Source organism: Paenibacillus sp. FSL L8-0502 (assembly GCF_038593055.1).
GTDB lineage: Bacteria > Bacillota > Bacilli > Paenibacillales > Paenibacillaceae > Paenibacillus > Paenibacillus polymyxa_D.
In genome coordinates, this window is sequence record NZ_CP151958.1 from 4,550,905 (window position 1) to 4,572,097 (window position 21,193).

Here is a 21,193-nt window from a genome sequence, read left to right on the forward strand (position 1 = left end):
TAAAGGAGTGTAGATCGTGAGTCAACATCAACCTCAACAAACCCCAGCAACACCTAACGAAGTAGCCTCCACACTGGAAGGCTGGTATGCGCTTCACGATTTTCGGTCCATCAACTGGACAGCATGGAAGACCGCAGACGATGAAGAGCGCGCCGGAGCACTGGACGAGCTTCAAGAGTTTATGAAGGAATGGAACGTTACCGAGGAAGCGGGTCTGGGCAGCTCAGCTGTCTATACTGTAGTCGGACAAAAGGCTGATTTTGTCATGATGCACCTGCGCGAAACGCTGGAAGACCTCAATAAACTGGAAAATGATTTTAACAAAACAACCTTCGCCAAATATACAACTAAAACCTACTCTTATGTGAGTGTGGTGGAACTGAGCAATTATTTGAGCAAAGATGAAGATCCTATGCAAAATCCACAAATTGTCGCACGCTTGAAGCCTGTATTAAACAAGGCCCGTTATATTTGTTTCTATCCAATGAACAAAAAACGTGATCTAGATGACAACTGGTACATGCTTTCAATGGACGAGCGTCGCACCTTGATGCGCAGCCACGGTTTAATTGGACGCAGCTATGCTGGCAAAGTAAAGCAAATCATTTCCGGTTCTGTCGGCTTTGACGATTGGGAGTGGGGCGTAACACTGTTCTCCGATGACGCACTTCAGTTCAAGAAGCTAATCTACGAAATGCGTTTTGATGAAGTCAGTGCCCGTTACGGTGAATTTGGCTCCTTCTATGTCGGCAGCGTGTTGAATGAGGAATCATTTGAAGACATGTTGAAGCTGTAAAGCACAACCGTCAGTACCATATCGCAGCATACAATTAAGGATTCCGCGAACTCCCACTTTCGGGACGGCGGAATCCTTTTTTTATTGCAGCACAGGCTCGACCCCTACGGATGTATCCTCACTTTTCGCCAGCTTTCTTTTCTCCAAAGCGATCTGAATAAAGATAACAAGCATTAGACCACTTAATAGGATCAAAAAGCCGCCAAGCTCAGGAATAAAATATTTTAAGCTCCCACCTTTGAAGCCCATCCCTCTCAAAAACTTGAAATGCCAGGTCAATGGAAGAATATTACTAATATATTGCAGCGATGTAGGCAGCATAGCTACTGGCAATTGAGCGCCGCTCAGTAAAAACGAAGGCAGTATAATTAGCATGAGGCGTGGGGAAGCTTTTCCCGGATTCGCCGCATTCCACCCTAAAGCCATCGCAAACAAACTCAACGTAACCGTGTACAGGAGAAATGGAATACTGAGCTGCCATACATTCGCTTCAAAGCGTAGTCCGCCAATTTGCTTAAGTAAACCAATGGACAGGTAAAAGGAGACACATCCTACTAACGCATACGGTAACACCCTAAGAATCAATCCATACGAAAACTGAAGCTCCTCTTTTAATCTTCCTTGCTCCCGCAATCGCGGGACAATTGTCAGTACAGTAGCACCCATCAGTGAAATCATGACCGTATTAATGAACCCCATAACTGAGGTCATCAAAGTAGCATTGGTAGGATTATATAACAGGCGCTGCTGAAGCAGCATATTGGAAGTAAGCCCTGTAACCTGGCTGTCACTCATTCCCATACCCTTTAATCCACCACCAGCCAGCATCGCATTTTCCGTCGCCATGATCTCTGTGACTGCCGAGCGTAGATTTCCAGTAGCCTGACCTACCGTATTATCTACATAGAAACCGATGTTGCTCTGAACTCCTTTGATCCTATTTTCCTCCAACCCAGCTGGAAGGTAAATCACCGCAAAAAACTTTTCATTATATAAAAGTAAATTCGGATCGGCTTCATTCTCTTGCACATGGCGTACATCAATATACTGCGATGCATCCAATTTATTAATAAGCTGTCGGCTATAACTGCTATGATCTAAATCGACTACAGCTACAGAGGCATCGTTAAGCTGATTATTTTTAAAAACAAATCCAAAGGCTACAGCTACTACGATAGGAACGAGCAGCATGATAAAAACCATCTTACCACTGATCATCAGCTTCCATTCTTCTATAAACGCCTTCATTTCGTCACAACCTCTACCGTCATTCCAGGTAATAATTCAGATGTTCGCTGGACATCCACCCGCACTTGGAAGGAGCTTATATCCGACAGACCTTTGTCCCGACTCATTCTCATGTTGGTATACTGAGGGGCAGAAGTAATGTACCTCACCTTGCCTTGGACATCTTTATCTAAAGCTACGACGTGCGTATTCACATTTCCCCCAGCTTTAAACTGTGACATGGAATCCTCGCCCACATAAATATCGTAGTATAGCTGATTGGTTTCAATAACGACGCCCGTTGCCCCCGTAGAAACGATCTCTCCCATTTTAGGTACAATACGCGACACCTTACCATCTGCGGATGCCTTCAGCACCATACGTCCGCGCTGCAATTCCAAAGTTTTGAGTTGAACACTTAATGCCTGCTTTTGTTGAGCCAGAAGATCCACATTGTATTCGCTATTCTTAACATCTTTTCGTGTTTGCGAGGTTTGAGTCAAGGCTTCCTTGGCTTTTTCTGTTTTGATACGAGCCTGCTGGCGTTCCTCAGCCGTTGCGCCAGCCTCCATTTTATCCAAAGCGGTTTGCTGCTGAGCGATCCCATTTTTAGCAATGTCCGATTGTTTGCTAGCCGCTATAATCTGGTTTTTGGCAACTTCAACCTGATCTGTAGCTGTATCTAACGCGATTTGGGCATTATCCAGTTGGTTTTTGGCGTTATCCAGTTCTGCTTTGGTTCCAGCTCCAGCATCATATAACGCTTTGATACGGTTGTAATTCACATTAGCCAAGTCCAGAGCCTGTTGTCTGGATGATACTGTTTTTTGCGCGATTTCCGCATTTCTTTTGGCTGTCTCTACTCCTGTCAGAGCTGCGTCCAACGATTGCTGTGCTGCTTCAATAGCCAGCTTTTGTCTTAGAATATCTTCCGCACGTGTTCCTTGATTTAATAAGGACTCTCCTGCTTGCGCGGCTTGAATGTCCAATTGTCCCTGTTTTTCTGAAGTTGAAATTTTCTCCGACTGATTTTGCAGTCCGTCTTTAGCCTGTTTTATTTTCACATCAGCCTGTGCGATATCCGTTTTTAATTTCTCAATTTGCAAATCAAGGTCTACAGGATCGAGGGTCATGAGCACATCCCCTTTTTTCACCTGTTGTTCTTCCTTCACCTCAATCGTGTTTACTCTTCCCCCTACGCCCTGAAAAGCAACATTTACGGTATCTGCCGTAAGCAGTGTGTTTTTTTGTTGGGCTGCCATACTCACAGCATCCTTGCCGCTCATTGCCATCAGCGTACCTCCGGTACCTAATGCAACAACAAGTAGCACGTACACAATGATCTTTTTATTCATTGCAATAAACTCTCCTTCATGATGATTTAGCCAATGATAGTTAAAAAATAATAGTCAAAAACAAATAAGGAACCTGATAGTACGACGTCTAACTATTTAAGCCGGGAAATTTGATTACTCCCGTTTTATCCGTTCAAGTCCTGAGGAAAACTTATTTAATAACGTAGCAAATAGAATATGATCTTCCTTTGTAAATTCATTCATTAAATCCGAAAAAAGCTGGATGAACATCGGAATTTTTTCCGTCATTAACTGTTTTCCTTCATCAGTCAAGGAGATCGCGGTCATACGTCGATCCGTCAGCGTACTTCTTCGGATGATGCCGTCCCGTTCCAGCTTATCAATTACGCTGGTTACTGTTGAACGAGTAACCCCTGAATATTCAGCCAGCTCTGATGGAGTCAATGCACGTTCATGTAAAAACAATGGCATTAAAATTTTCAGGTTGCCTACAGATAGCCCATATTCCGAGAGTCTGGAAGACACTCCATTGTACACTTCATGTGCTGCCTGCACGAAAAGTACCCACGTATTCAACGATTGGGAGTCCACATTTGGAAACTTTTCAGTCAATAAATGTATTCTCTTGGGATCGGCATTGATTTTAAAATCAGAATTCAATGTGAAGCTCCCCCTCTGTAATTAGTAATCATACTATACGACGTCAAATAGTTATGAGTCAATATCTTTTTTTGTTCATTGAAATAAAAAAGGCCTCCAAGCTCCTTTCAAGGAGTCATGGAAACCTTCTGGCCTTAGAAAAACCGTCCTTTTTTCAGTACCAGTGGAATTCCGCCTATGATGAACAGATAGCGGAGATCCACAATTTTTTTCAATTGTGCGGCCACCCAACCTTTTATTTTGCGTTTGCCCACCACGGCGACGGCTTCGCCTTTTCCAAGCGAAGCAACCGTCCCTTTATTGGAAAATACGAACTTGTGCAGCTCCTTTTTGCGAAGAGTAGCGGCCAGATTCTTGGCACAAAGGACCCCTTGCTGCATCGCAATTTGGGCCGTCGGTGGATAAGGGCGTCCTTCGGGATTAAACATCAAGGAGCTGTCCCCGATAATAAAAATATCATCGTGGCCCGGTGCACGCAGAAAATCGTCGATTTTCACCCTTCCACGCATCACTTCGAATCCAGCTTTCTCAATTAATCCGTTTCCACGAATCCCTCCCGTCCAGACCACCGTGCAGGCTTCGATTTTCTCACCCTCACCAACGATTACACCATCCTGCAAGCATTCCTTAATCGGAATTCCAATGCGGAAGGTGACCCCTTTACGCTTAAGGACATCCATCGCATACTCCACCAGTTCAGGATCAAACCCCGGCAGTGCCGTAGGAGCTGCCTCGACGTTAATGATTTGAATCCGGTTAAAGTCGATGTCATAAGCTCTAGCTAGCTGTGGCAAACGATCCGCCAACTCCGCTACAAACTCAATGCCGCTAAAACCAGCGCCCCCTACGACGAAATTGAGGCGACCTGGTTTACCATCATTTTTATACAGGGCCAGCTGGTATTCAATATGCTCCCGAATCAGGCGAACGGAGTTAATACTGCGAATCGTCAGCGCAAACTTATCCATCCCCGGAATGCCAAATGTTTCTGGCTCCCCGCCTAGTCCAATGACCAAATAATCATAGGACAGCGAGCCGTCCTCCAGCACGATTTTTTTCTCCTTTGGTATGATTTCCTTAACCGTTCCTTTGACTAAATCCACCTTGAACTCATCGATCAGTTGGGCAATCGGAATCCTTGAATGCTCAATCGTATCCGTACCTGCCGCAGGCATATGAAGATGTGTCGTAATATAGTGGTAATCATGACGGTTGATCAGCGTGACATCCGCCTCATTGTGCTTGAGCTCCTTTTGCAATTGCTGAGCCGTCAATATACCGCCATATCCGGCGCCCACAATGACAATTTTGGGAATACTGCTCATGCTTCTACCCCTTCCGATATACATAATTATTCAAAGCTGTTCTCTCAAAACGGTTAATTTACACTCACAAAAAAGTCTTCATCAAATATTAATAGCTTTAACTTTGCAAGCGGAACCTGGCAGTTTATAATGATAAACAGTGAATCATGCGTTCGGCGGCTATCTGAACCTCTATGCGGCTGATTCAATAATTACAAATTCCATACTATCCCTTTCGGAGGTGTTTTTAGAGTGACAACTCAATCCACAGGCGCGGAGATCCGCGATCTGATCATTATTGGAGGCGGTCCAGCCGGTATTTTCGCCGCTTTTTACGGAGGAATGCGTCAGGCATCCGTCACCTTAATTGAAAGTATGCCCCAACTGGGCGGCCAGCTTGCAGCCCTTTATCCTGAAAAATATATTTATGACGTTGCTGGCTTTCCTAAAGTAACTGCACAGGAACTGGTCAACAATTTGGTTCAACAAATGAACCACTTTAATCCAGAAGTGCAGCTAGAAGAGAAAGTCGTATCGTTAGAGAAAAAAGAAGAACGCCACTTCATCGTAAAAACAGACAAAGGTGGCGAGTATCATGGTAAGGCGGTTATTATTACCGCTGGTGTTGGTGCTTTCGAGCCGCGCAGACTGGAGCTTCCAGGTGCCGAACATTTTGAAAAAACGAACCTGCATTACTTTGTTAGCGACCTGAGCAAATTTGCAGGCCGAAAAGTGCTAATCAGTGGTGGCGGTGACTCTGCCGTAGACTGGGCACTCATGCTGGAACCAATTGCAGAACAGGTTACATTGATTCACCGCCGCGACAAATTCCGTGCGCATGAACACAGTGTCGAAAACCTCCTCGCATCCAAAGTAAATGTTATTACACCAACGGAAATTACAGAATTGCATGGAGAAGACACGATTACGAAAGTCACTCTTGCTCATGTAAAAACCAAAGAAACACAGGAAATCGAAGTGGACGATGTGATCGTTAACTTTGGATTTGTATCCACACTTGGCCCGATTGCTGAATGGGGAATTGAAATCGAAAGTAATTCCATCGTGGTCGATTCTCGCCAGGAAACCAATATTCCCGGCATTTTCGCCGCAGGGGATATTACAACCTATCCAGGCAAGCTCAAGCTGATTGCGGTCGGCTTTGGTGAAGCCCCTACGGCAGTCAACAACGCCAAGGTCTATGTAGATCCAGATGCCAAGTTGTCTCCTGGTCACAGCAGTAACATGAAAATGTAGTTTAGTTTAGACTATGACAAAAAAGGGTATTTTACTCCAAATTTGAATGTTTGGAGTGAAATACCCTTTTTTACGGTGTGCCTATTCGTTGCAGTGATTGTCCGTAAAGCCATTCGAACCCTGAATGACTTTACAGTCGCAGTACGAGAGCTTGTCCGGTCTAATGAAGGACTACGGCTGTATTCATCTCTAGATTTCTTTTGTGAATTTCAGCCAGCAACAGTGCAATGAAGTCACATTCAAGTTTAAGCTCGATTGCCATCTGATAGGAATCCAAAAGCATCTCATCCGTCAGCATAGCCATCCTCGACACAACCTTTCCTTTTATTTCAAAATCTATTCTATCAAAATACCAAAAACGGAACAAGCGTTCTGTTATCCACAGCCAATTGTGGAAATCCTGTGTATAAATTGTTGGTAAGTGTCGTTAACCCTTATATGTGACAGGGGATAATGTGGACAATATTTATACACAGAATTTTGAAGCTTGAACACAAAAAAAATATTTTTATTATTTATACAAATATATTATATTTAGCGTCTTGTTAATAGATTAAATTGGGATTTTATTGAAGAAAACAGAAATTTATTGAGGTCTTGTATTAACCTCTAAAATCCATACCCTTCCATTCTGATCAAGCCCGTAATCAAATCCTAGTTGTCCAATCCCAGGAAACCTTTTTTCCAGCACAGGAATACAGCGCTGTGTAAGTTCAATGATCTCTCGCCGCTTTCGCGTAGCAAGCCGCCGGGGATATATCATTCGAAGCGCATCTGTTCCCTTCAGCAAAGTTCCCCCTCTGCACAGATTCGTAATGACCAGTCCGGGACGAGCATGACGTGCAACTACCGCACGAAAATCCCATCTCTGCCCTTCCTTCACAACTTTGACTCGATAGTCGACAGGTCTACCTTGAATACTTGCCAGTTGGATCCCTTGTTGAATGAGATATGGGCGTTGGATTCGGAGCTTATGGATTCCGATTACAAGTGCTCTAAAATGACTGAACCGGTGCGTGTGCTCCATACGCGTGCAGGTGTATCCCCTACGCTCCTTTGCCACACGCATGACTCCGATTCCTCCGCCTCCTTTTACAGGTTTTATAAACACAAAAGCATGCCGCCGCAGCATCATGCGCAATTGATCTTCACTATATAGACAGGTTTCCGGTATATAAACGGCGGTATGTGGATGGTGGAGCAGCGCCTTCGTCTTTAGCCATTTGCTTGCAAGTTGTCTCATCTAACCCTCTCCTTTCGCCGTCAGGTATACTTATACATACTCAACAGGAATATTCTATTCTTGGATGATTGTCCGCGGCATGTGTCTATTTCGACAAGATCATGGCGAACGGTAGCATGCACCGAATATCACTGGTACAATGACAATAATCTACTACCATTTGCACGGAACAGCGGAATTTACCGCCAAATCGTTTTTCAACAAGGAGGTCAACTCATGAATAGCAAAATTGGCATCATGGACATTGGCTCAAACTCCATACGTCTGGTGATCTATGAAATGACAGAGACAGGAGCCTATCGCATTGTGCAGGAATGCAAAGAAGCTGCCCGACTGAGCGAAAAGGTTGGGGCCAACGGCCGTATGGAACGGGAGGCGATTCGAAGCATCGCTCCATTGTTGCGCCAATTTATGGCGGTATGCCATATGCACGGGGTTGTCCGTATGCGTGCAGCAGCAACAGCAGCCATCCGCAATGCCACGAATTCGGACGAAATCGTCCAATGGATTGCGGAGGAGACAAATTTAACACTGGAAATACTGAGCGGAGAGCAAGAAGGCTATGCCGGTTTTCTGGGTGTAGTGAACACTATGAATGTGAGTGATGGAATCATCATTGACATCGGGGGTGGCAGTACCGAAATTACGCTGTTCCGCGATCGAAAGCGACTGCATACGGTGTCATTTCCCTTTGGCGCCGTCAATATGAACTGGCGCTTTGGACGTGAGGTCAAGAATGGCGAATGGTCTCCTCAGCAGATTGAGGAAATGGAGAGCTTTGTCCGTTCTTCACTGCAAAATCATGATTGGATCTTCTCCAATCCGGATCTGCCATTCATCGGGCTAGGTGGGACCCTGCGTACTTTGGCTAAAATCAATCAGAAGCGGCAGGATTACTCACTTCCTGTGACGCACCATTACGAAATGACGATAGAAGATGTCGATTACTTCTATGGCAGTCTGCCCCATCTTCCCTATGAAAAACGCAAAAAAACAGCCGGCCTGTCCAAGGACAGAGCCGACATCATTGTACCGGGTCTTATTATATTGAAAACGATATTTGAAGCTGCTCAAGGCTCCGCGTATCTGGTCAGTGGAGCGGGTCTGCGAGACGGCCTATTTCATGAGCTGGTCAACGCTGAACAGCCCGTGGTAGCTAATCCGCTTATCACATCCATTCGCAATATCCTTTCGTTTGCTGTCCCGGTTAGCGAAGCGCATGTCAAGCGGGTTAACGAGTACGCCGTCCGGCTCTATGACACATTAGCTAGCGGAACCTCAGCTGCTATGGACAAACGTTTGTTACTGACCGCAGCAACTCTTTACAAAACGGGAGCTGCCTTGAATTACTATCATTTTCGCCAGAATTCCGTGTTCTGGATCTTACATGCAGGCATTGGCGGTCTATCCCATAGGGAAACGGTACTAGCCGCGTTGATCGCGGATTACCATCCCAAGAACCGGACCCCCCGTTTGCTACGCACACATGCGGATATTTTGGAGCCTTCCGACGAGGAACGTGTACATCGGCTCGGCTCGCTGCTCCAGCTCGCGATTGGCATGGATCGGAGTGAGTCCGGAATGATTACCAGCATCAATCCTACTACAGGGGATGACGCAATGCATCTTCGTTTGGAAAGCAAGAGTGAACCCATATTAGAACAACGAGAACTAGAATCCGTTGCGAAAGATTTCCAAAAGGCGTGGAACCTCACATTGTCGTGGTCCATTCTACCTTCTTCCAATTTCTAACCTTCATCGCTTCAGATTGGCTCCTGATGGGAGCCTCTTTGTCGTTTCTGGACACAAATTGATAGCTGCCATTAGGCAAAAGCTGGCGCGCCTTCACATTATCCCTTAACGATAAATGCAGAATATCTGCCAGCATTTCTTTGATCCCGTCATCATAAATCGGGCACATCAGTTCAATTCGGCGGGTCAAATTGCGCGTCATCCAATCCGCACTGGACAGAAATAACTCGGATTTCCCTCCATTTTCAAAATAAAACAATCTGGAATGCTCCAGGAAGCGGTCTACAATACTGATGACACGTATGTTCTCGCTGAATCCTTCCACACCGGGACGCAAACAACAAACCCCTCTAATGATAAGATCAATCTTCACACCTGCTTGGGAAGCCGCATATAGTTCATCGATCATCTCCTGATTGGATAAGGAGTTGATCTTGGCAATAATCCGGGCGGGCTTACCTGCCAATGCTTGCTCTGCTTCCCTACGGATGAGTTCAAACAGCTTGTTCTTCATTCCCGTTGGAGCCACCGTAAAAGCTTGCAAAGTCTTGAGCGCAGAGAATCCCGTGATTTCATTAAACAGTTCGGAGGCATCCTCACCAAGTACTGGATCCGACGTAAACAATCCGATATCCGTATACACACGCGCCGTGCTTTCATTATAATTGCCTGTACCTACATGCACATATCGTTTGAGTGCGTTGCGCTCATGGCGTATGACAAGAATGATTTTGGCGTGCGTCTTCAAGCCAACCAACCCATACACTACGTGACAGCCTGCTTTTTCAAGCGTACGCGCCCAGGCAATATTACGTTCCTCGTCAAAACGGGCTTTCAGCTCCACCACCACTGTTACCTGCTTGCCCGATTCGGCCGCACGTGCCAATGCCGGAATCAGCTTCGATTCCCCGTTGACACGGTACAGGGTCATTTTGATTGCCATCACATCCGGGTCCTCTGATGCCTCAATGATAAAATCAGTTACCGCATCGAATGATTCATACGGATGATACACGAGCACGTCCCGTTTGCGAAGTACGTTGAAAATATCCTCCTGCGGGGGCAATTCTTCCGGATACAGTGGTTTGATTGCCGGGAATTTCAAATGCGAATACCCTTCCAAATGATCGGCAAAAGACGATAAAAATGTCAGATCCAACGGCCCGTCCACCTCAAAAACATGGTCGAACAGCTTGAATTCGCGTTGAAGCTCCATCAGGGCATAGGGATGAATCCCTTTTTCTACTTCCAATCTTACTGGCGCGCCCCGTCGTCTTCGACGCAGCTCTTTTTCAATCTCTTCGAGCAAATCTTCGATTTCTTCTTCATTAATGGATAAATCGGAGTTACGTGTCACACGAAAAGCATGAACGGCCTCTGGGATATACCCAGTGAACAGCGTTTGGATATGATGCTTGATCAGTTCCTCAATTAAAATAAATGATTTCTTCTTGCTATTGGAACGTAACGGCACTGTAACCACACGTGGAATATTCGAAGGCACCTGCACAATGGCAAAAAGCGGTTTATCCTCCTCCGTATCCCCCGGACGTCTCAAAACGACCGCTAAATATACGTATTTATTGTGAACGAGTGGAAAAGGACGGCTCTGATCGACCGCCATCGGCGTGAGCACCGGAAATATAATTTCATGAAAATATGCATCCAGCGACTTGCGCTGTGTCGTATTTAAGTCTTCATATTCGAGCAGTAAAAGACCTTTTTTCGTCAAGAGGCGAGAAATATCACGATAGGTCCGGTATTGTTCCGATACCATCGAGACAGTACGCTTGATCAGGCGTTTGTACAAACCGGAGGGGGTATATCCCGTAAAATCCTTTTGCATAAAACCCGCCTTGATTTTCTCGCGCGTCTCTGCAACACGAACAGCCATAAACTCATCCAAATTGCTAGATACAATCGCCAAAAATTTGGCTCTCTCCAGCAACGGTGTATCTGCATCCTGAGCTTCCTGAAGCACACGGCGATTAAATTCAATCCAGCTTAAATCTCGGTTAAAGTAACGTTCTGACCCGGCTTTATCCTTATTCTGACTCTCTATCAACATATGGCCTCCATCAATTCATGCAGTATAGTTACCCTTTATTGTACTATTAGATGAAACGCACTAGCATCACAGTAGTGTAAACGCAATGTAAAATGTGTGTAAACACAAACTGGATATTTGAAAAGGTCATTCGGATGCTTTACAAAAATAGCATTAAGCGGTACAGTGTTTACGTCTGTTTCATAGAGTAGATTGAAGAACCGTTTCTTTTTCAGTTGTTTATGTTCGTTATGATGTGTAGTAACCACTTAGAAGCCACGTTCAATTGCTGATTTTCAAATGGCATGATATAGGGAGGATTTACGTTATGGAACCCAAGAAAACGCCACGCGTACTGCAAAAAAACATCGAATTTTTCACCGCAGCGCTGTCTCAACACCTCGTTACGGTCTGGCAAGAGGACCCTACAGGTGTATACTGTGAGATTGGCTGTGGATATATCGAGTTATTCAGTAGCGAGATGATTCGGGTGCGCAATCAAGATGGAACCCCAAGCCATTATGACCGCAATATTACCATGTTTCAGCTAATCACAAAGGATCAGCCGATATAATTATTATATGCTATGCCTGCGCTGTTCTTCCAGATTAGAATTGCTTTATGTTTACAACTACCGATTTTCATATCTGCTGAATCTTGCAGTTTTTCAAAAAGCGCCTCAGAGCGCTTTTTTTGTCGACCTTTTTTGAACATCGTTTCGAAAAGCAGTATGATAAGGGAGCATATTACCTAAATTTAAAGGGGAATCAACCGATGGAGCATACAACATCAGATGAGCGCATCCTGGTTATGACCGCGGTTGAAGGCGAACGGGAAGCTGTACTGCGGGGCCTGAAAGGCGACACCCGTTTTGTGGTCGAGCTAGCTGGCGTGGGCGCACCGTCCGCGGCGGCTTCAACCGCGCTAGCACTGGCGGCGGCTGGTGACTACCGTCTGGTCATCAGCGCCGGAATTGGTGGCGGCTTCGCGGAGGTCGCTGCATTGGAGAGCGTCGTTGTTGCTGACGCGATCATTGCCGCCGACCTGGGGGCCGAGACGGCAGAGGGCTTCAGCAGCGTGGACGAGCTGGGGTTCGGCTCAAGCAAAATTGCCGTGAACGTTGCCACCGCGCAGCGATTGGTTCAGGCGTTGCGTGCCGCCGGACAGACGGCTGTCGCGGGGCCGATCCTGACCGTCTCTACGGCCACCGGTACGGCGGCAACAGCGGAACGGCTGGCCAAACGCGTTCCTGGAGCTGCTGCCGAAGCGATGGAAGGCTACGGCGTGGCCGTGGCGGCAAATAGGCTAGAACTGCCGACGATGGAAATCCGCACGATTTCCAATGCTGTCGGTCCACGTGACCGTGCAGCCTGGCGAATCAAAGAGGCTTTGCAAGCATTGGAAGCCGCATTTTCTACATTAACGGAGGTTATATAGATGCAAATTGCTTTTTCACCTTGTCCCAACGACACTTTTGTCTTCCATGCCCTGGCGCATGGTTTGATTCCGGGCGCACCCGCGCTGGACATTACATTCGCCGATATCGACATCACCAACAATCTGGCGATCACACCAGACGGACTGGATATCATGAAAATTTCGTATGCTGCACTCCCTTGGGTACTGGATGAATATGCCCTGCTGCCTTGTGGGGGCGCACTGGGCCGGGGTTGTGGGCCACTCGTGCTGACCAAGGAAGGTTCCACCGTCAAAGGCCCGGAAGCCCTGTCCGGCAAGCGTGTAGCCGTTCCGAGTGAACGTTCCACTGCCTATCTGCTGTTCCGCCTGTGGGCGGCCAAGCATGTGCCTGGGGGTGTCGGCGAGATCGTCGTGATGCCGTTCGACCAAATTATGCCTGCTGTCCGTGACGGGAAGATAGATGCCGGACTAGTTATTCATGAAGCACGGTTCACGTATCCGTCCTACGGGCTTAGTAAGCAAGTCGATCTGGGGAACTGGTGGGAAGAAGATACAGGACTGCCGATCCCGCTCGGAGCTATTATTGCCCGCCGTACGCTGGATCTGGATGCGATCACAAACTGGATACGCGCCTCTGTCGAATACGCTTGGCAGCATCCCGAAGCTTCGCGTGAATATGTATTGTCTCATGCGCAGGAGCTTTCACCTGATGTCGCCCAATCGCATATCGACCTGTACGTTAACGATTTTACCGCCAATCTGGGCGACAGTGGATATGCCGCCATCGAAGCTTTGCTCGGTCGTGCCGCGCAGGAAGGGCTGGTACCTTCGTTTGATTTAGCCCAACTGCGCCCTACATCCACAACAATACGTTAAAAGGGAGAGACATGCCTTGCATGTTTTCCTACTGAATAGAGTAGTTTAAACATATAAAACCTCCCGAACGAGCACATGGCCTAGCCATGCGCCCCATTCGGGAGGTTTTATCATTTCATATGGCGAATCTTCATTCGACTCGCTTGATCCCTATACTTAGTTCTGTTCCTGCTCCACAACCTCGGTCTTAAATACGTTATCCAGTTTGGTACCCAATCTTTTGACCAGCGGCACCTTGATATCCCGGCTCAGCTCCTTGAAAAAAGCGTCCATGTCACAATTAATCTTATCCAACACGACCTTCACGGTACCCTCCTCCAAGATCTGCTCATTCAGATCCTCCGGTACGGTAACCGAGATATCATACTTCTTGCTTAACGTTTTAATGTAGCGGGTAAAGATTTCGATAAGCTCCTCATTGTTGAACTTCTCAACTGCAACTTGCCCTTTGTTGGTAAATTTCAAATTCACTCTCACGTTAGCATTTCCCCTTTTCCTTTTGACCATTTATTTTGGATAAACGTTGAACCTTTCAGAGGCTCTTCAAAGAAAGGGCCTTACCGGTCGTTTTAGACTCTTGTCCTTTGATATACTAAGTATAACACATTAAGGCCGTTTTCATTTCCCAACTTGTCGTTTTATGATAAAAAATGATAAAATTTGCGCATTTTCAGCATAAATTCTTTCTTTTCATGCCAATCATTAGGAATACCCCCTACACAAATACACAAAAAAAACGCCTATCTCGCAAAAGAAAGACGTTTCCGTATAGATGCCTAAGTGGTATGCATTTACAGAGGTTTCGTACATTCCCAACCATGTGAACGATACTCACGCACAGCGTCTCGTATATCCTCAATATCATCAGTATGCAGCAAAACGGCAGGTAGAATAACCCAATATTCATTCTCCGCTAGATCAATAAATACGTCCTCGACATCGTAATATTGCATATCGCCAAATGCCGTGTCCCTGATCTTCTGTCCAACTAAAGGTGTAAACGGAGAATCAAATGTTTTCATCACCTTCGTATATTCCTTCACGCCCGTTGCCGAGATTTGCTGTGAAATAATGACGCTCAATGCTGTTACCTCCCTGACCTAATAATGCTCATTATACCCTTCTCTCAGACCCTCTACAAAACCTTGCGTAAAAAAAATCATAAAAATCAATAGACCGATGCCAATAGCAACGGAGCTGATTACAATAATGAAGATGCCCTGCGTGTTTCTTTGTTCCATTCGTTTCGTCAAAATTCCAAAAACCAAACCTAAGACACCCAACAATCCTCCAAAGACAAAAAAACTAAATATGAACCCCAAACCTGCAAAAATCCAGCCAAAGAAAGCGAGCAGCCATCCCTGCTGCTGCGGCTCGCTCTGTTTCATCTGCCAACGTTCCCTCGCTGTAGGTGTATATCTGTCCATTTCTTAACTCCCCCGCTTCATCTGCAAAACCCAACATCGGAATACATTAGGTTCCTCCTACTGCTGACCGGTGAGTTTAAAAGTGCCGCCTTCCCGCTTCCCAAGCGGATAATTTTGAACCGTCATTTCCACCCTCGTATTCTTATCCCATACCGGAAGCTTGTCAGATGTACCGTACTCTTTCATAGCTATGTTTATGACTTCCTCCGCCTTCTTCGTCAATGCAGCTGAGGACATATTATATTTACCATAACCTTGATAAGCACCGCCAAAACCAAGATTAGGTTGATTGTTCACATTCAGTAGCACACCCTTCAACGTGCCATCCTCTGTTACATCAAAAGTCACTTTTTCCAATACAAAATCATCGGTAACGACAGATGTCTGCTCTAACATATGCGTTATGGCTGACAGGTTAGCTGTTAATCTAACTCGTCCCAGTAGCGCCTCTGTATCGTTGTGTTGCTTCGTTAACGCTTGTGTTGTTTTATTTAGTGAAGCGTTCGCACTAGTTAAAGTATTGACCTTCGTATTCAGATTATAATTCCACACCGCCAAGGCTATACATCCTAGTACAGCTACTCCTGAAATGACTGTTGCTACAACTGCGAGCTTACGAACAGAATGTGCTTGCGGCTCCACAGACTGAGCATGACTGCTTAATTCTCCCATACCAAACTTCCTCTCTACTTATATAGTCATATTTTACTATTCCCTCCTCTGATAATCTAGTATATTTTTCCTAATTCCATATTTCTATGCATTTGTACAGGAATTCGTTTCATCAGCCCTGGAGTTTCGGTTCTTTCGTTTTCTAGGAGATGCTGTATTTACCAGATACACACTGCCTGCAATCAGCACCAGCCCCACAACAAACGTCAAAGTAAGCGATTCCTTGAGCATTACCATACTAAAGACTGTGGACAACACCGGAATCATAAACGTATATGAGCCGACGGTTCCTGCATCTCCATTGTCGATCAGTTTAAAATAAATTATCCAGCCCATCGCAATCACGAATATCGAAATAAACAATAGAATTGCGATAAAGGAGGTCGTCCAGTGAATATCGCTCCATTTCTCGGTCGTAAATCCAATCCCATTGAGTATAATCCCTCCCAATACGAGCTGCATCGTCACCGCCCAAATGGAGTCCAGCTGCTGACTTTTTTTCTTCATATAAATCGTTCCGAGCGCCCAGCACAATCCTGAAGCTAGCCCCAACACAATACCCAGTACCGATAAATGCCCTGCCATTCCACCAGAGCTAATCACGATCACCCCGCCAAAACCCAGTACCAGTCCAATGACCTTCAGGGGAAACATGCGCTCCCCTAACCACATCCAGGAGAATAATCCCAACAGGATCGGCTGAAGGAATACTAAAGTGGAAAATAACCCAGCAGGCAAATAACGCAGCCCTACCGTCTGCAAGCCATAGTAGCCTGCAATATTAAATATGGACAGCACAAGATAAGTCCACGCATTTTGTCTAAAACGCAAGGTTTCCCGGTGACGTATAGCGAACAATAGCAGAATCACACCACCCAGCAGGGTACGGATTCCTGAAAAAAATATCGGCGGCGTATCTGGCAAAGCCAGCTTGGTCAACGGCCAGTTGATCCCCCATACCATCACTAATATCAAGACAAGCCACAACGTAGCTTTAGGTGTTAATTTTTTCATAGATGTCTTCTCTCCCTTAGATTTTTCATCGCTCATTGCTACCGACTAAAATCTGAATAGCCGTTTGCAAAGTTTTGCTTTACTAGCGTATACTGTGGTCACTAATAAATAAAATGAATGTTTTCAATAAGGGAGATAACTTTTCACTTATGACCATTACTCAGATTATGATCTTCGTTCGTGTAGCTGAAACGCTAAACTTCACCCAAACTGCCCATGAGCTGCATATGACGCAGCCCGCGGTCAGCCATGCCATCGCCAGCATCGAAAACGAGCTGGGTGTCCAGCTATTGCTGCGCGACCGAAAAAAAGGAGTGCTGCTGACAAATATCGGGCACAAGGTACTGCTGCAATTCCGTATGATGCTGCAAAGCATGGAAAAGGTACAGCAGCAGGTGGCTGCTGAAAAAGGTCTAGACGTGGGCACGATCACGATCGGTGCCTTTCCTTCTGCCTCAGCCTATTTTCTGCCCCCGATTATTCATCATATTCGTCAGCATTATCCGAACCTTGTTTTCGATCTACATGAAGGCTCCACGAATGAAGTCAAGGAGTGGGTGCATACCAGAGAAATCGAAGTCGGTATCATCCTGTTACCAGACCCTCAGGTAGATATCATCCCATTATGTCAGGATGACATGGTTATTCTCCTGCCAGACGGTCACCCTCTACAATCGCACAATAAAATTGCCATCCGTGACTTGAATGAGCAGGATATGATCTTTTGTAAAGGTGGACATGAGGTCGCCATTATGGAAGGTTTTGAACGCGAACAAAGTCAGTTGCAGGCACAATTCATTACTCACAATGTCAGCACCTTGGTCAGCATGGTTCGACAAGGACTGGGTATGGGCATTGTTTCTTCACTCGCCTTGTCCACGTTCCCCCATGATCTGACCGTCAAGGAGACTTCACCTCTGATCACACGTCAAATCGGTATCGCTGTACCATCCCTGCACAATGCTTCTCTGGCTGTACAGTTATTTGTGCGTACTGCGCAGGAGCTGTTTACGGATATGAAGCAGTAGAAGCATTGGATTATGAACATAAGGAGGTCTATTCATATGCAGAGAAATCAAATCATTCGACCAAATAGCTAAATTTCTAACCTATAAGCTTATACATCACATATAATGCATTAATTACATTGGTATATTATCCCATCCCAGCGGGTAACCTATATGCTGAATACCTGCAATTTTCAAACTAGGAGGGTTTTGCATTGATCATCTCGTTATTTTGATCAGAAGTTTTTCTGCATTCGTTATCCTCATGCTAATTGGGAGAATATTGGGGAAGCAAACCCTTTCCAATATGAACTTTCACGAATTCGTAACGGCAGTTATATTAGGAGCTATGGCTGCTAATTTTGCATTTAACCAAAAAATAGAAGTTGTCCACCTATTAATAGCCCTGTCTGTTTTTACAATTACTTCTTATGTTTTATCCAAGTTTTTTTTGAAATTCAGAAACTTTAAGATGTGGACAGAGGGAGCACCCACCGTTCTCATAGAAGGAGGGTTCATTCTCGAAGATAACCTAAAAAAAAATAATATGACATTGGATTCTTTAAACCAACAACTTCGCCAGAAAGAAATTTTTAATATAGAAGAAGTGCAGTACGCCCTCCTTGAGATTAACGGAAAACTATCTGTTCAAAAGAAAAAGGAACTGCAAGCCGTGACATTAAAAGACCTGCAGTTGAATGCAGGTAATGCCACACAGTTCCCAATTGAGCTTGTAATCGACGGACAGCTTTTGCATGGCAATTTAAACTCCAATCATATTCCCGAATCATGGCTGCTGTCTCAACTGAAGGCCCGCGACAAAAAGTTAGAGGACGTATTCTATGCCGTTAAAGGCAGCAACGGCCAACTCTATGTGGATGAATATAAGGATAAAATCCAGCATCCAATTGATGTGGAGTAGTATTGACTTTCGGTCAATAGTTACCTGAGATTCAACGTAATCAGATAATTGTATTTGGCAGCGTGCTTAAGCTCATCCAAAATGATACCGTACACCGTGTCCTTATAGATACCGGCAGGCAAACCAAACCAGATGTTGCGATATCGTTCCACCGCACCCAACTCTCCCATCAAGGCGCGCTGTAGACCTTCTGTATAAGATTGCACCCTCTCATATTGCTCACTACTGATGCCTGCAATTTCCTGTCCTGTCAAAGCCCGATACATCTCTCTGAACATTTTATTGTGACCGCGCTCATCATTACGGATGCTTTCAATAATAGCCACCTGCTCTTGTGAGGGTGCCAAATTGATCAATTCATCGTAGAACAACTCATCGTTACGCTCCCCTTGTACCGCTTCCTTTATCATTTGTACTGCTTTCGGAAATCCTGTGTTCCAGATCGGTACAAAATCGGCCCGCATATAGTATGAATTTCCCCAGTAAGAAGGTACTTGATACAAGTTTATTCCTCCTAATGTTAGTTTTTAGAAAGTATATGCGCATCTGCCCATGTCGGTTCCTAACATTAGGAGAATATACTGATGATAGCTATCCTTCAATGTCGGATCAAACCTCCAGCTACATCATCCCAGCGCCAAGAAACCTCATGTCCATGGAGATGCAGCCCCCCAAACCACTCATCGATCCCTTGAACTGCAATGCGGTCCGCTGATCCATTCAGTACCTCTTTACCCAACTCTGTCAGAATTACCTTTCGGTTCAGAAAATCCGGAATTTGTCTGAAATCCAAGCCCGCCTCAATCCCGTCAATGATCAGCAAAGGATGTTCGCCTTGCGCCAAAGCACGAATAAATTTCCAGTATTCGAGATCACCCATGCCAAGCACATGCAGAACGTCAGTTACCTGACGAAACAATTCCAATGCCGTATTCACTTCATTATGAACGGCCTGAAGCGTGGTCTGTTCCACAATGCCAAGACCATTCTGCTCCGAGGGCAGCCGCTTGAGATGCGCTGTGAAAGCTTCATAGGCAAAAGGCAGGCCGGATGCTGCCAATTCTGCCTTCTTGTCTTCCAGCAGATTAGCCATTTGAACAGGATCAGGAGAAGCATACGCCTTCCAAAGCTCGCTTCCGAGTTCCATTTCTTGCCGCCCAATAGTCCGCCAGGTCCCAGATAATGTCTGAAGCTGTGCCGGAGTGAGCTGTCCCAAGCCATGAAAGCGTTCGATTCCCGGAAACTCCCCAATGCAGAGCAAGCTCAGCTTCGTGCGGCCCAGTTTCTGTCTTTTGAACCAGTGGAGCAGATAGGCGAGCATGCTCTGATCAAACAGGTCATGCTCAAACCACAATACGATTTCATCATACTTAATAAACTCACGAAGTTTCTGCTCCTGTTCCTCACAACCCATAATATATTCGCTGGTCGGAATACCCATCGATTCTTCTAGGACCCTGGCCCGCAATGCCCGTTCTTCCGCCCCCGCTGGATTTAAAAATATCGGTCCTGCCGGATATACCTCTCTCCATACAAGCACATCACCCTGTACAACACCCTGCTTCAACATCTCGCCTACAACATCACCGTTAACAATATGTAGCATGTTTTGCCCTCCCTCATACAAATGATTGAACACAGAAACGAGATCAGCTACCGGGAGTGTACCTTTCAGCTTTCGGCGAGCATCGTGCAACCGCTTCTTAAGCGTCGGGACCGGAGTGCCCAGATAATCGGAAATTTCCTGAAGAGAATAGCCGTAAAAATAAAACAGCCGCAGAGGCACGCGCAGCTTGGCAGACAGTGCCTTCACCGATTGTTGCAGAACTTGGCTCTCCTCCCTACGCTCCGCAATTTCTGCTACACCCGGTACTCCTCCCGATATCTGCATAGCCTCATCCAGAGGAAGCATCGAATGATGCTTGCGCCGCAGCATCCGCTGGCACTGTCTTACGACAATGGTCTTGAACCAGCCTGGAAAAGCGGACGCGTTCTGCAGCTTCTCCAGATTCTGATAAGCTTCTATGAGCGCATCCTGCACGGCATCTTCCGCGAGATGAACATCCTTCAGCATGTCATAGGACACCGCATAGGCCATCCCGCGAAAATGCAGCATTAGCTGCCCGAACGCTTCTTCATCCCCCTGCCGTGCCTTTTCAACCCACTCCTTCATACATCCCTAGCCTCTTTTCTCTCGTGTTCTTAGTCTTAAGTGCCAACTCCGTGGAGGAAGGTTACAAATCAGCTAGTTTCT

The 21,193-nt window shown here is 45.9% G+C and carries 22 protein-coding genes; 8 read left to right on the forward strand and 14 right to left on the reverse strand.

Annotated features, from left to right (window positions below):
- Positions 1 to 16 precede the first annotated feature (16 nt).
- Positions 17 to 796 carry a hydrogen peroxide-dependent heme synthase gene (hemQ, locus tag NSQ57_RS19845; protein ID WP_051718004.1) on the forward strand — a complete coding sequence of 260 codons (780 nt, stop codon included), beginning with the start codon at positions 17 to 19 and terminating at the stop codon, positions 794 to 796.
- Positions 797 to 877: 81 nt separating this feature from the next.
- On the opposite strand, the gene NSQ57_RS19850 is transcribed toward hemQ, so the two are convergent.
- The 4 genes from NSQ57_RS19850 to NSQ57_RS19865 all read right to left on the reverse strand — a co-directional run bounded on the left by NSQ57_RS19850 (position 878) and on the right by NSQ57_RS19865 (position 5,324).
- Complete coding sequence (locus tag NSQ57_RS19850; RefSeq protein ID WP_342425199.1) at positions 878 to 2,044, reverse strand: ABC transporter permease; 1,167 nt, start codon at positions 2,042 to 2,044, stop codon at positions 878 to 880.
- On the reverse strand, positions 2,041 to 3,378 hold the full coding sequence (locus NSQ57_RS19855; protein WP_340956750.1) for a biotin/lipoyl-binding protein: 1,338 nt from the start codon (positions 3,376 to 3,378) through the stop codon (positions 2,041 to 2,043). The genes NSQ57_RS19850 and NSQ57_RS19855 overlap by 4 nt, the downstream gene beginning before the upstream one ends.
- A 114-nt stretch (positions 3,379 to 3,492) precedes the next feature.
- Positions 3,493 to 3,999, reverse strand: coding sequence for a MarR family transcriptional regulator (locus NSQ57_RS19860; protein WP_318628002.1), 507 nt, complete (start codon positions 3,997 to 3,999; stop codon positions 3,493 to 3,495).
- A 134-nt stretch (positions 4,000 to 4,133) separates the two neighbouring features.
- The gene (locus NSQ57_RS19865) at positions 4,134 to 5,324 is read right to left on the reverse strand and encodes an NAD(P)/FAD-dependent oxidoreductase (protein WP_025724040.1); all 1,191 of its coding nucleotides are present in this window, start codon (positions 5,322 to 5,324) and stop codon (positions 4,134 to 4,136) included.
- 231 nt (positions 5,325 to 5,555) lie between these two features.
- On the opposite strand from NSQ57_RS19865, the gene NSQ57_RS19870 reads away from it, so the two are divergent.
- Positions 5,556 to 6,560: an NAD(P)/FAD-dependent oxidoreductase gene (locus tag NSQ57_RS19870; protein WP_165148522.1), complete on the forward strand. Its 1,005-nt coding sequence runs from the start codon at positions 5,556 to 5,558 to the stop codon at positions 6,558 to 6,560.
- A 160-nt stretch (positions 6,561 to 6,720) separates the two neighbouring features.
- On the opposite strand, the gene sda is transcribed toward NSQ57_RS19870, so the two are convergent.
- Positions 6,721 to 6,864, reverse strand: a complete 144-nt coding sequence (gene sda, locus NSQ57_RS19875) for a sporulation histidine kinase inhibitor Sda (RefSeq protein ID WP_007431918.1) — start codon at positions 6,862 to 6,864, stop codon at positions 6,721 to 6,723.
- Between the two features lie 282 nt (positions 6,865 to 7,146).
- Positions 7,147 to 7,803 (reverse strand): YheC/YheD family protein, encoded by a 657-nt coding sequence (locus tag NSQ57_RS19880; RefSeq protein WP_165148519.1) that lies wholly within the window; start codon positions 7,801 to 7,803, stop codon positions 7,147 to 7,149.
- A gap of 216 nt (positions 7,804 to 8,019) precedes the next feature.
- On the opposite strand from NSQ57_RS19880, the gene NSQ57_RS19885 reads away from it, so the two are divergent.
- The gene (locus NSQ57_RS19885; RefSeq protein WP_029518238.1) at positions 8,020 to 9,555 is read left to right on the forward strand and encodes a Ppx/GppA phosphatase family protein; all 1,536 of its coding nucleotides are present in this window, start codon (positions 8,020 to 8,022) and stop codon (positions 9,553 to 9,555) included.
- On the opposite strand, the gene ppk1 is transcribed toward NSQ57_RS19885, so the two are convergent.
- The gene (ppk1, locus tag NSQ57_RS19890) at positions 9,515 to 11,623 is read right to left on the reverse strand and encodes a polyphosphate kinase 1 (RefSeq protein ID WP_029518237.1); all 2,109 of its coding nucleotides are present in this window, start codon (positions 11,621 to 11,623) and stop codon (positions 9,515 to 9,517) included. The two genes, NSQ57_RS19885 and ppk1, sit on opposite strands and share 41 nt — an antisense overlap.
- Positions 11,624 to 11,930: 307 nt before the next feature.
- Between ppk1 and NSQ57_RS19895 the strand changes: the two genes are divergently transcribed.
- From NSQ57_RS19895 to NSQ57_RS19905, 3 genes are all read left to right on the forward strand, one after another.
- Positions 11,931 to 12,176 (forward strand): hypothetical protein, encoded by a 246-nt coding sequence (locus NSQ57_RS19895; RefSeq protein ID WP_029518236.1) that lies wholly within the window; start codon positions 11,931 to 11,933, stop codon positions 12,174 to 12,176.
- A 200-nt stretch (positions 12,177 to 12,376) separates the two neighbouring features.
- Entirely contained in the window at positions 12,377 to 13,039 is a 663-nt protein-coding gene (locus tag NSQ57_RS19900; protein ID WP_069012617.1) for a futalosine hydrolase, read from the forward strand.
- Positions 13,040 to 13,897 carry a 1,4-dihydroxy-6-naphthoate synthase gene (locus NSQ57_RS19905; RefSeq protein WP_029518234.1) on the forward strand — a complete coding sequence of 286 codons (858 nt, stop codon included), beginning with the start codon at positions 13,040 to 13,042 and terminating at the stop codon, positions 13,895 to 13,897.
- A gap of 156 nt (positions 13,898 to 14,053) precedes the next feature.
- On the opposite strand, the gene NSQ57_RS19910 is transcribed toward NSQ57_RS19905, so the two are convergent.
- The 5 genes from NSQ57_RS19910 to NSQ57_RS19930 form a co-directional block, all read right to left on the reverse strand.
- Positions 14,054 to 14,374 carry a hypothetical protein gene (locus NSQ57_RS19910; RefSeq protein ID WP_023990165.1) on the reverse strand — a complete coding sequence of 107 codons (321 nt, stop codon included), beginning with the start codon at positions 14,372 to 14,374 and terminating at the stop codon, positions 14,054 to 14,056.
- Between the two features lie 314 nt (positions 14,375 to 14,688).
- Positions 14,689 to 14,979, reverse strand: coding sequence for a hypothetical protein (locus NSQ57_RS19915; RefSeq protein WP_069012616.1), 291 nt, complete (start codon positions 14,977 to 14,979; stop codon positions 14,689 to 14,691).
- An 18-nt stretch (positions 14,980 to 14,997) separates the two neighbouring features.
- The gene (locus tag NSQ57_RS19920; RefSeq protein WP_039272696.1) at positions 14,998 to 15,324 is read right to left on the reverse strand and encodes a hypothetical protein; all 327 of its coding nucleotides are present in this window, start codon (positions 15,322 to 15,324) and stop codon (positions 14,998 to 15,000) included.
- A 57-nt stretch (positions 15,325 to 15,381) separates the two neighbouring features.
- Positions 15,382 to 15,996 carry a hypothetical protein gene (locus NSQ57_RS19925; RefSeq protein ID WP_069012615.1) on the reverse strand — a complete coding sequence of 205 codons (615 nt, stop codon included), beginning with the start codon at positions 15,994 to 15,996 and terminating at the stop codon, positions 15,382 to 15,384.
- 84 nt (positions 15,997 to 16,080) lie between these two features.
- Positions 16,081 to 17,010, reverse strand: coding sequence for a DMT family transporter (locus NSQ57_RS19930; RefSeq protein WP_069012614.1), 930 nt, complete (start codon positions 17,008 to 17,010; stop codon positions 16,081 to 16,083).
- Positions 17,011 to 17,159: 149 nt separating this feature from the next.
- On the opposite strand from NSQ57_RS19930, the gene NSQ57_RS19935 reads away from it, so the two are divergent.
- Complete coding sequence (locus tag NSQ57_RS19935) at positions 17,160 to 18,038, forward strand: LysR family transcriptional regulator (RefSeq protein WP_029518230.1); 879 nt, start codon at positions 17,160 to 17,162, stop codon at positions 18,036 to 18,038.
- Positions 18,039 to 18,231: 193 nt separating this feature from the next.
- Complete coding sequence (locus tag NSQ57_RS19940) at positions 18,232 to 18,939, forward strand: DUF421 domain-containing protein (RefSeq protein ID WP_069012613.1); 708 nt, start codon at positions 18,232 to 18,234, stop codon at positions 18,937 to 18,939.
- A gap of 20 nt (positions 18,940 to 18,959) precedes the next feature.
- On the opposite strand, the gene NSQ57_RS19945 is transcribed toward NSQ57_RS19940, so the two are convergent.
- Together NSQ57_RS19945 and NSQ57_RS19950 are read right to left on the reverse strand one after the other, a co-directional pair.
- Positions 18,960 to 19,442 carry a ferritin-like domain-containing protein gene (locus NSQ57_RS19945; RefSeq protein ID WP_238437843.1) on the reverse strand — a complete coding sequence of 161 codons (483 nt, stop codon included), beginning with the start codon at positions 19,440 to 19,442 and terminating at the stop codon, positions 18,960 to 18,962.
- A gap of 95 nt (positions 19,443 to 19,537) precedes the next feature.
- Entirely contained in the window at positions 19,538 to 21,112 is a 1,575-nt protein-coding gene (locus tag NSQ57_RS19950; protein ID WP_342425200.1) for a sigma-70 family RNA polymerase sigma factor, read from the reverse strand.
- Between the last annotated feature and the right edge of the window lie 81 nt (positions 21,113 to 21,193).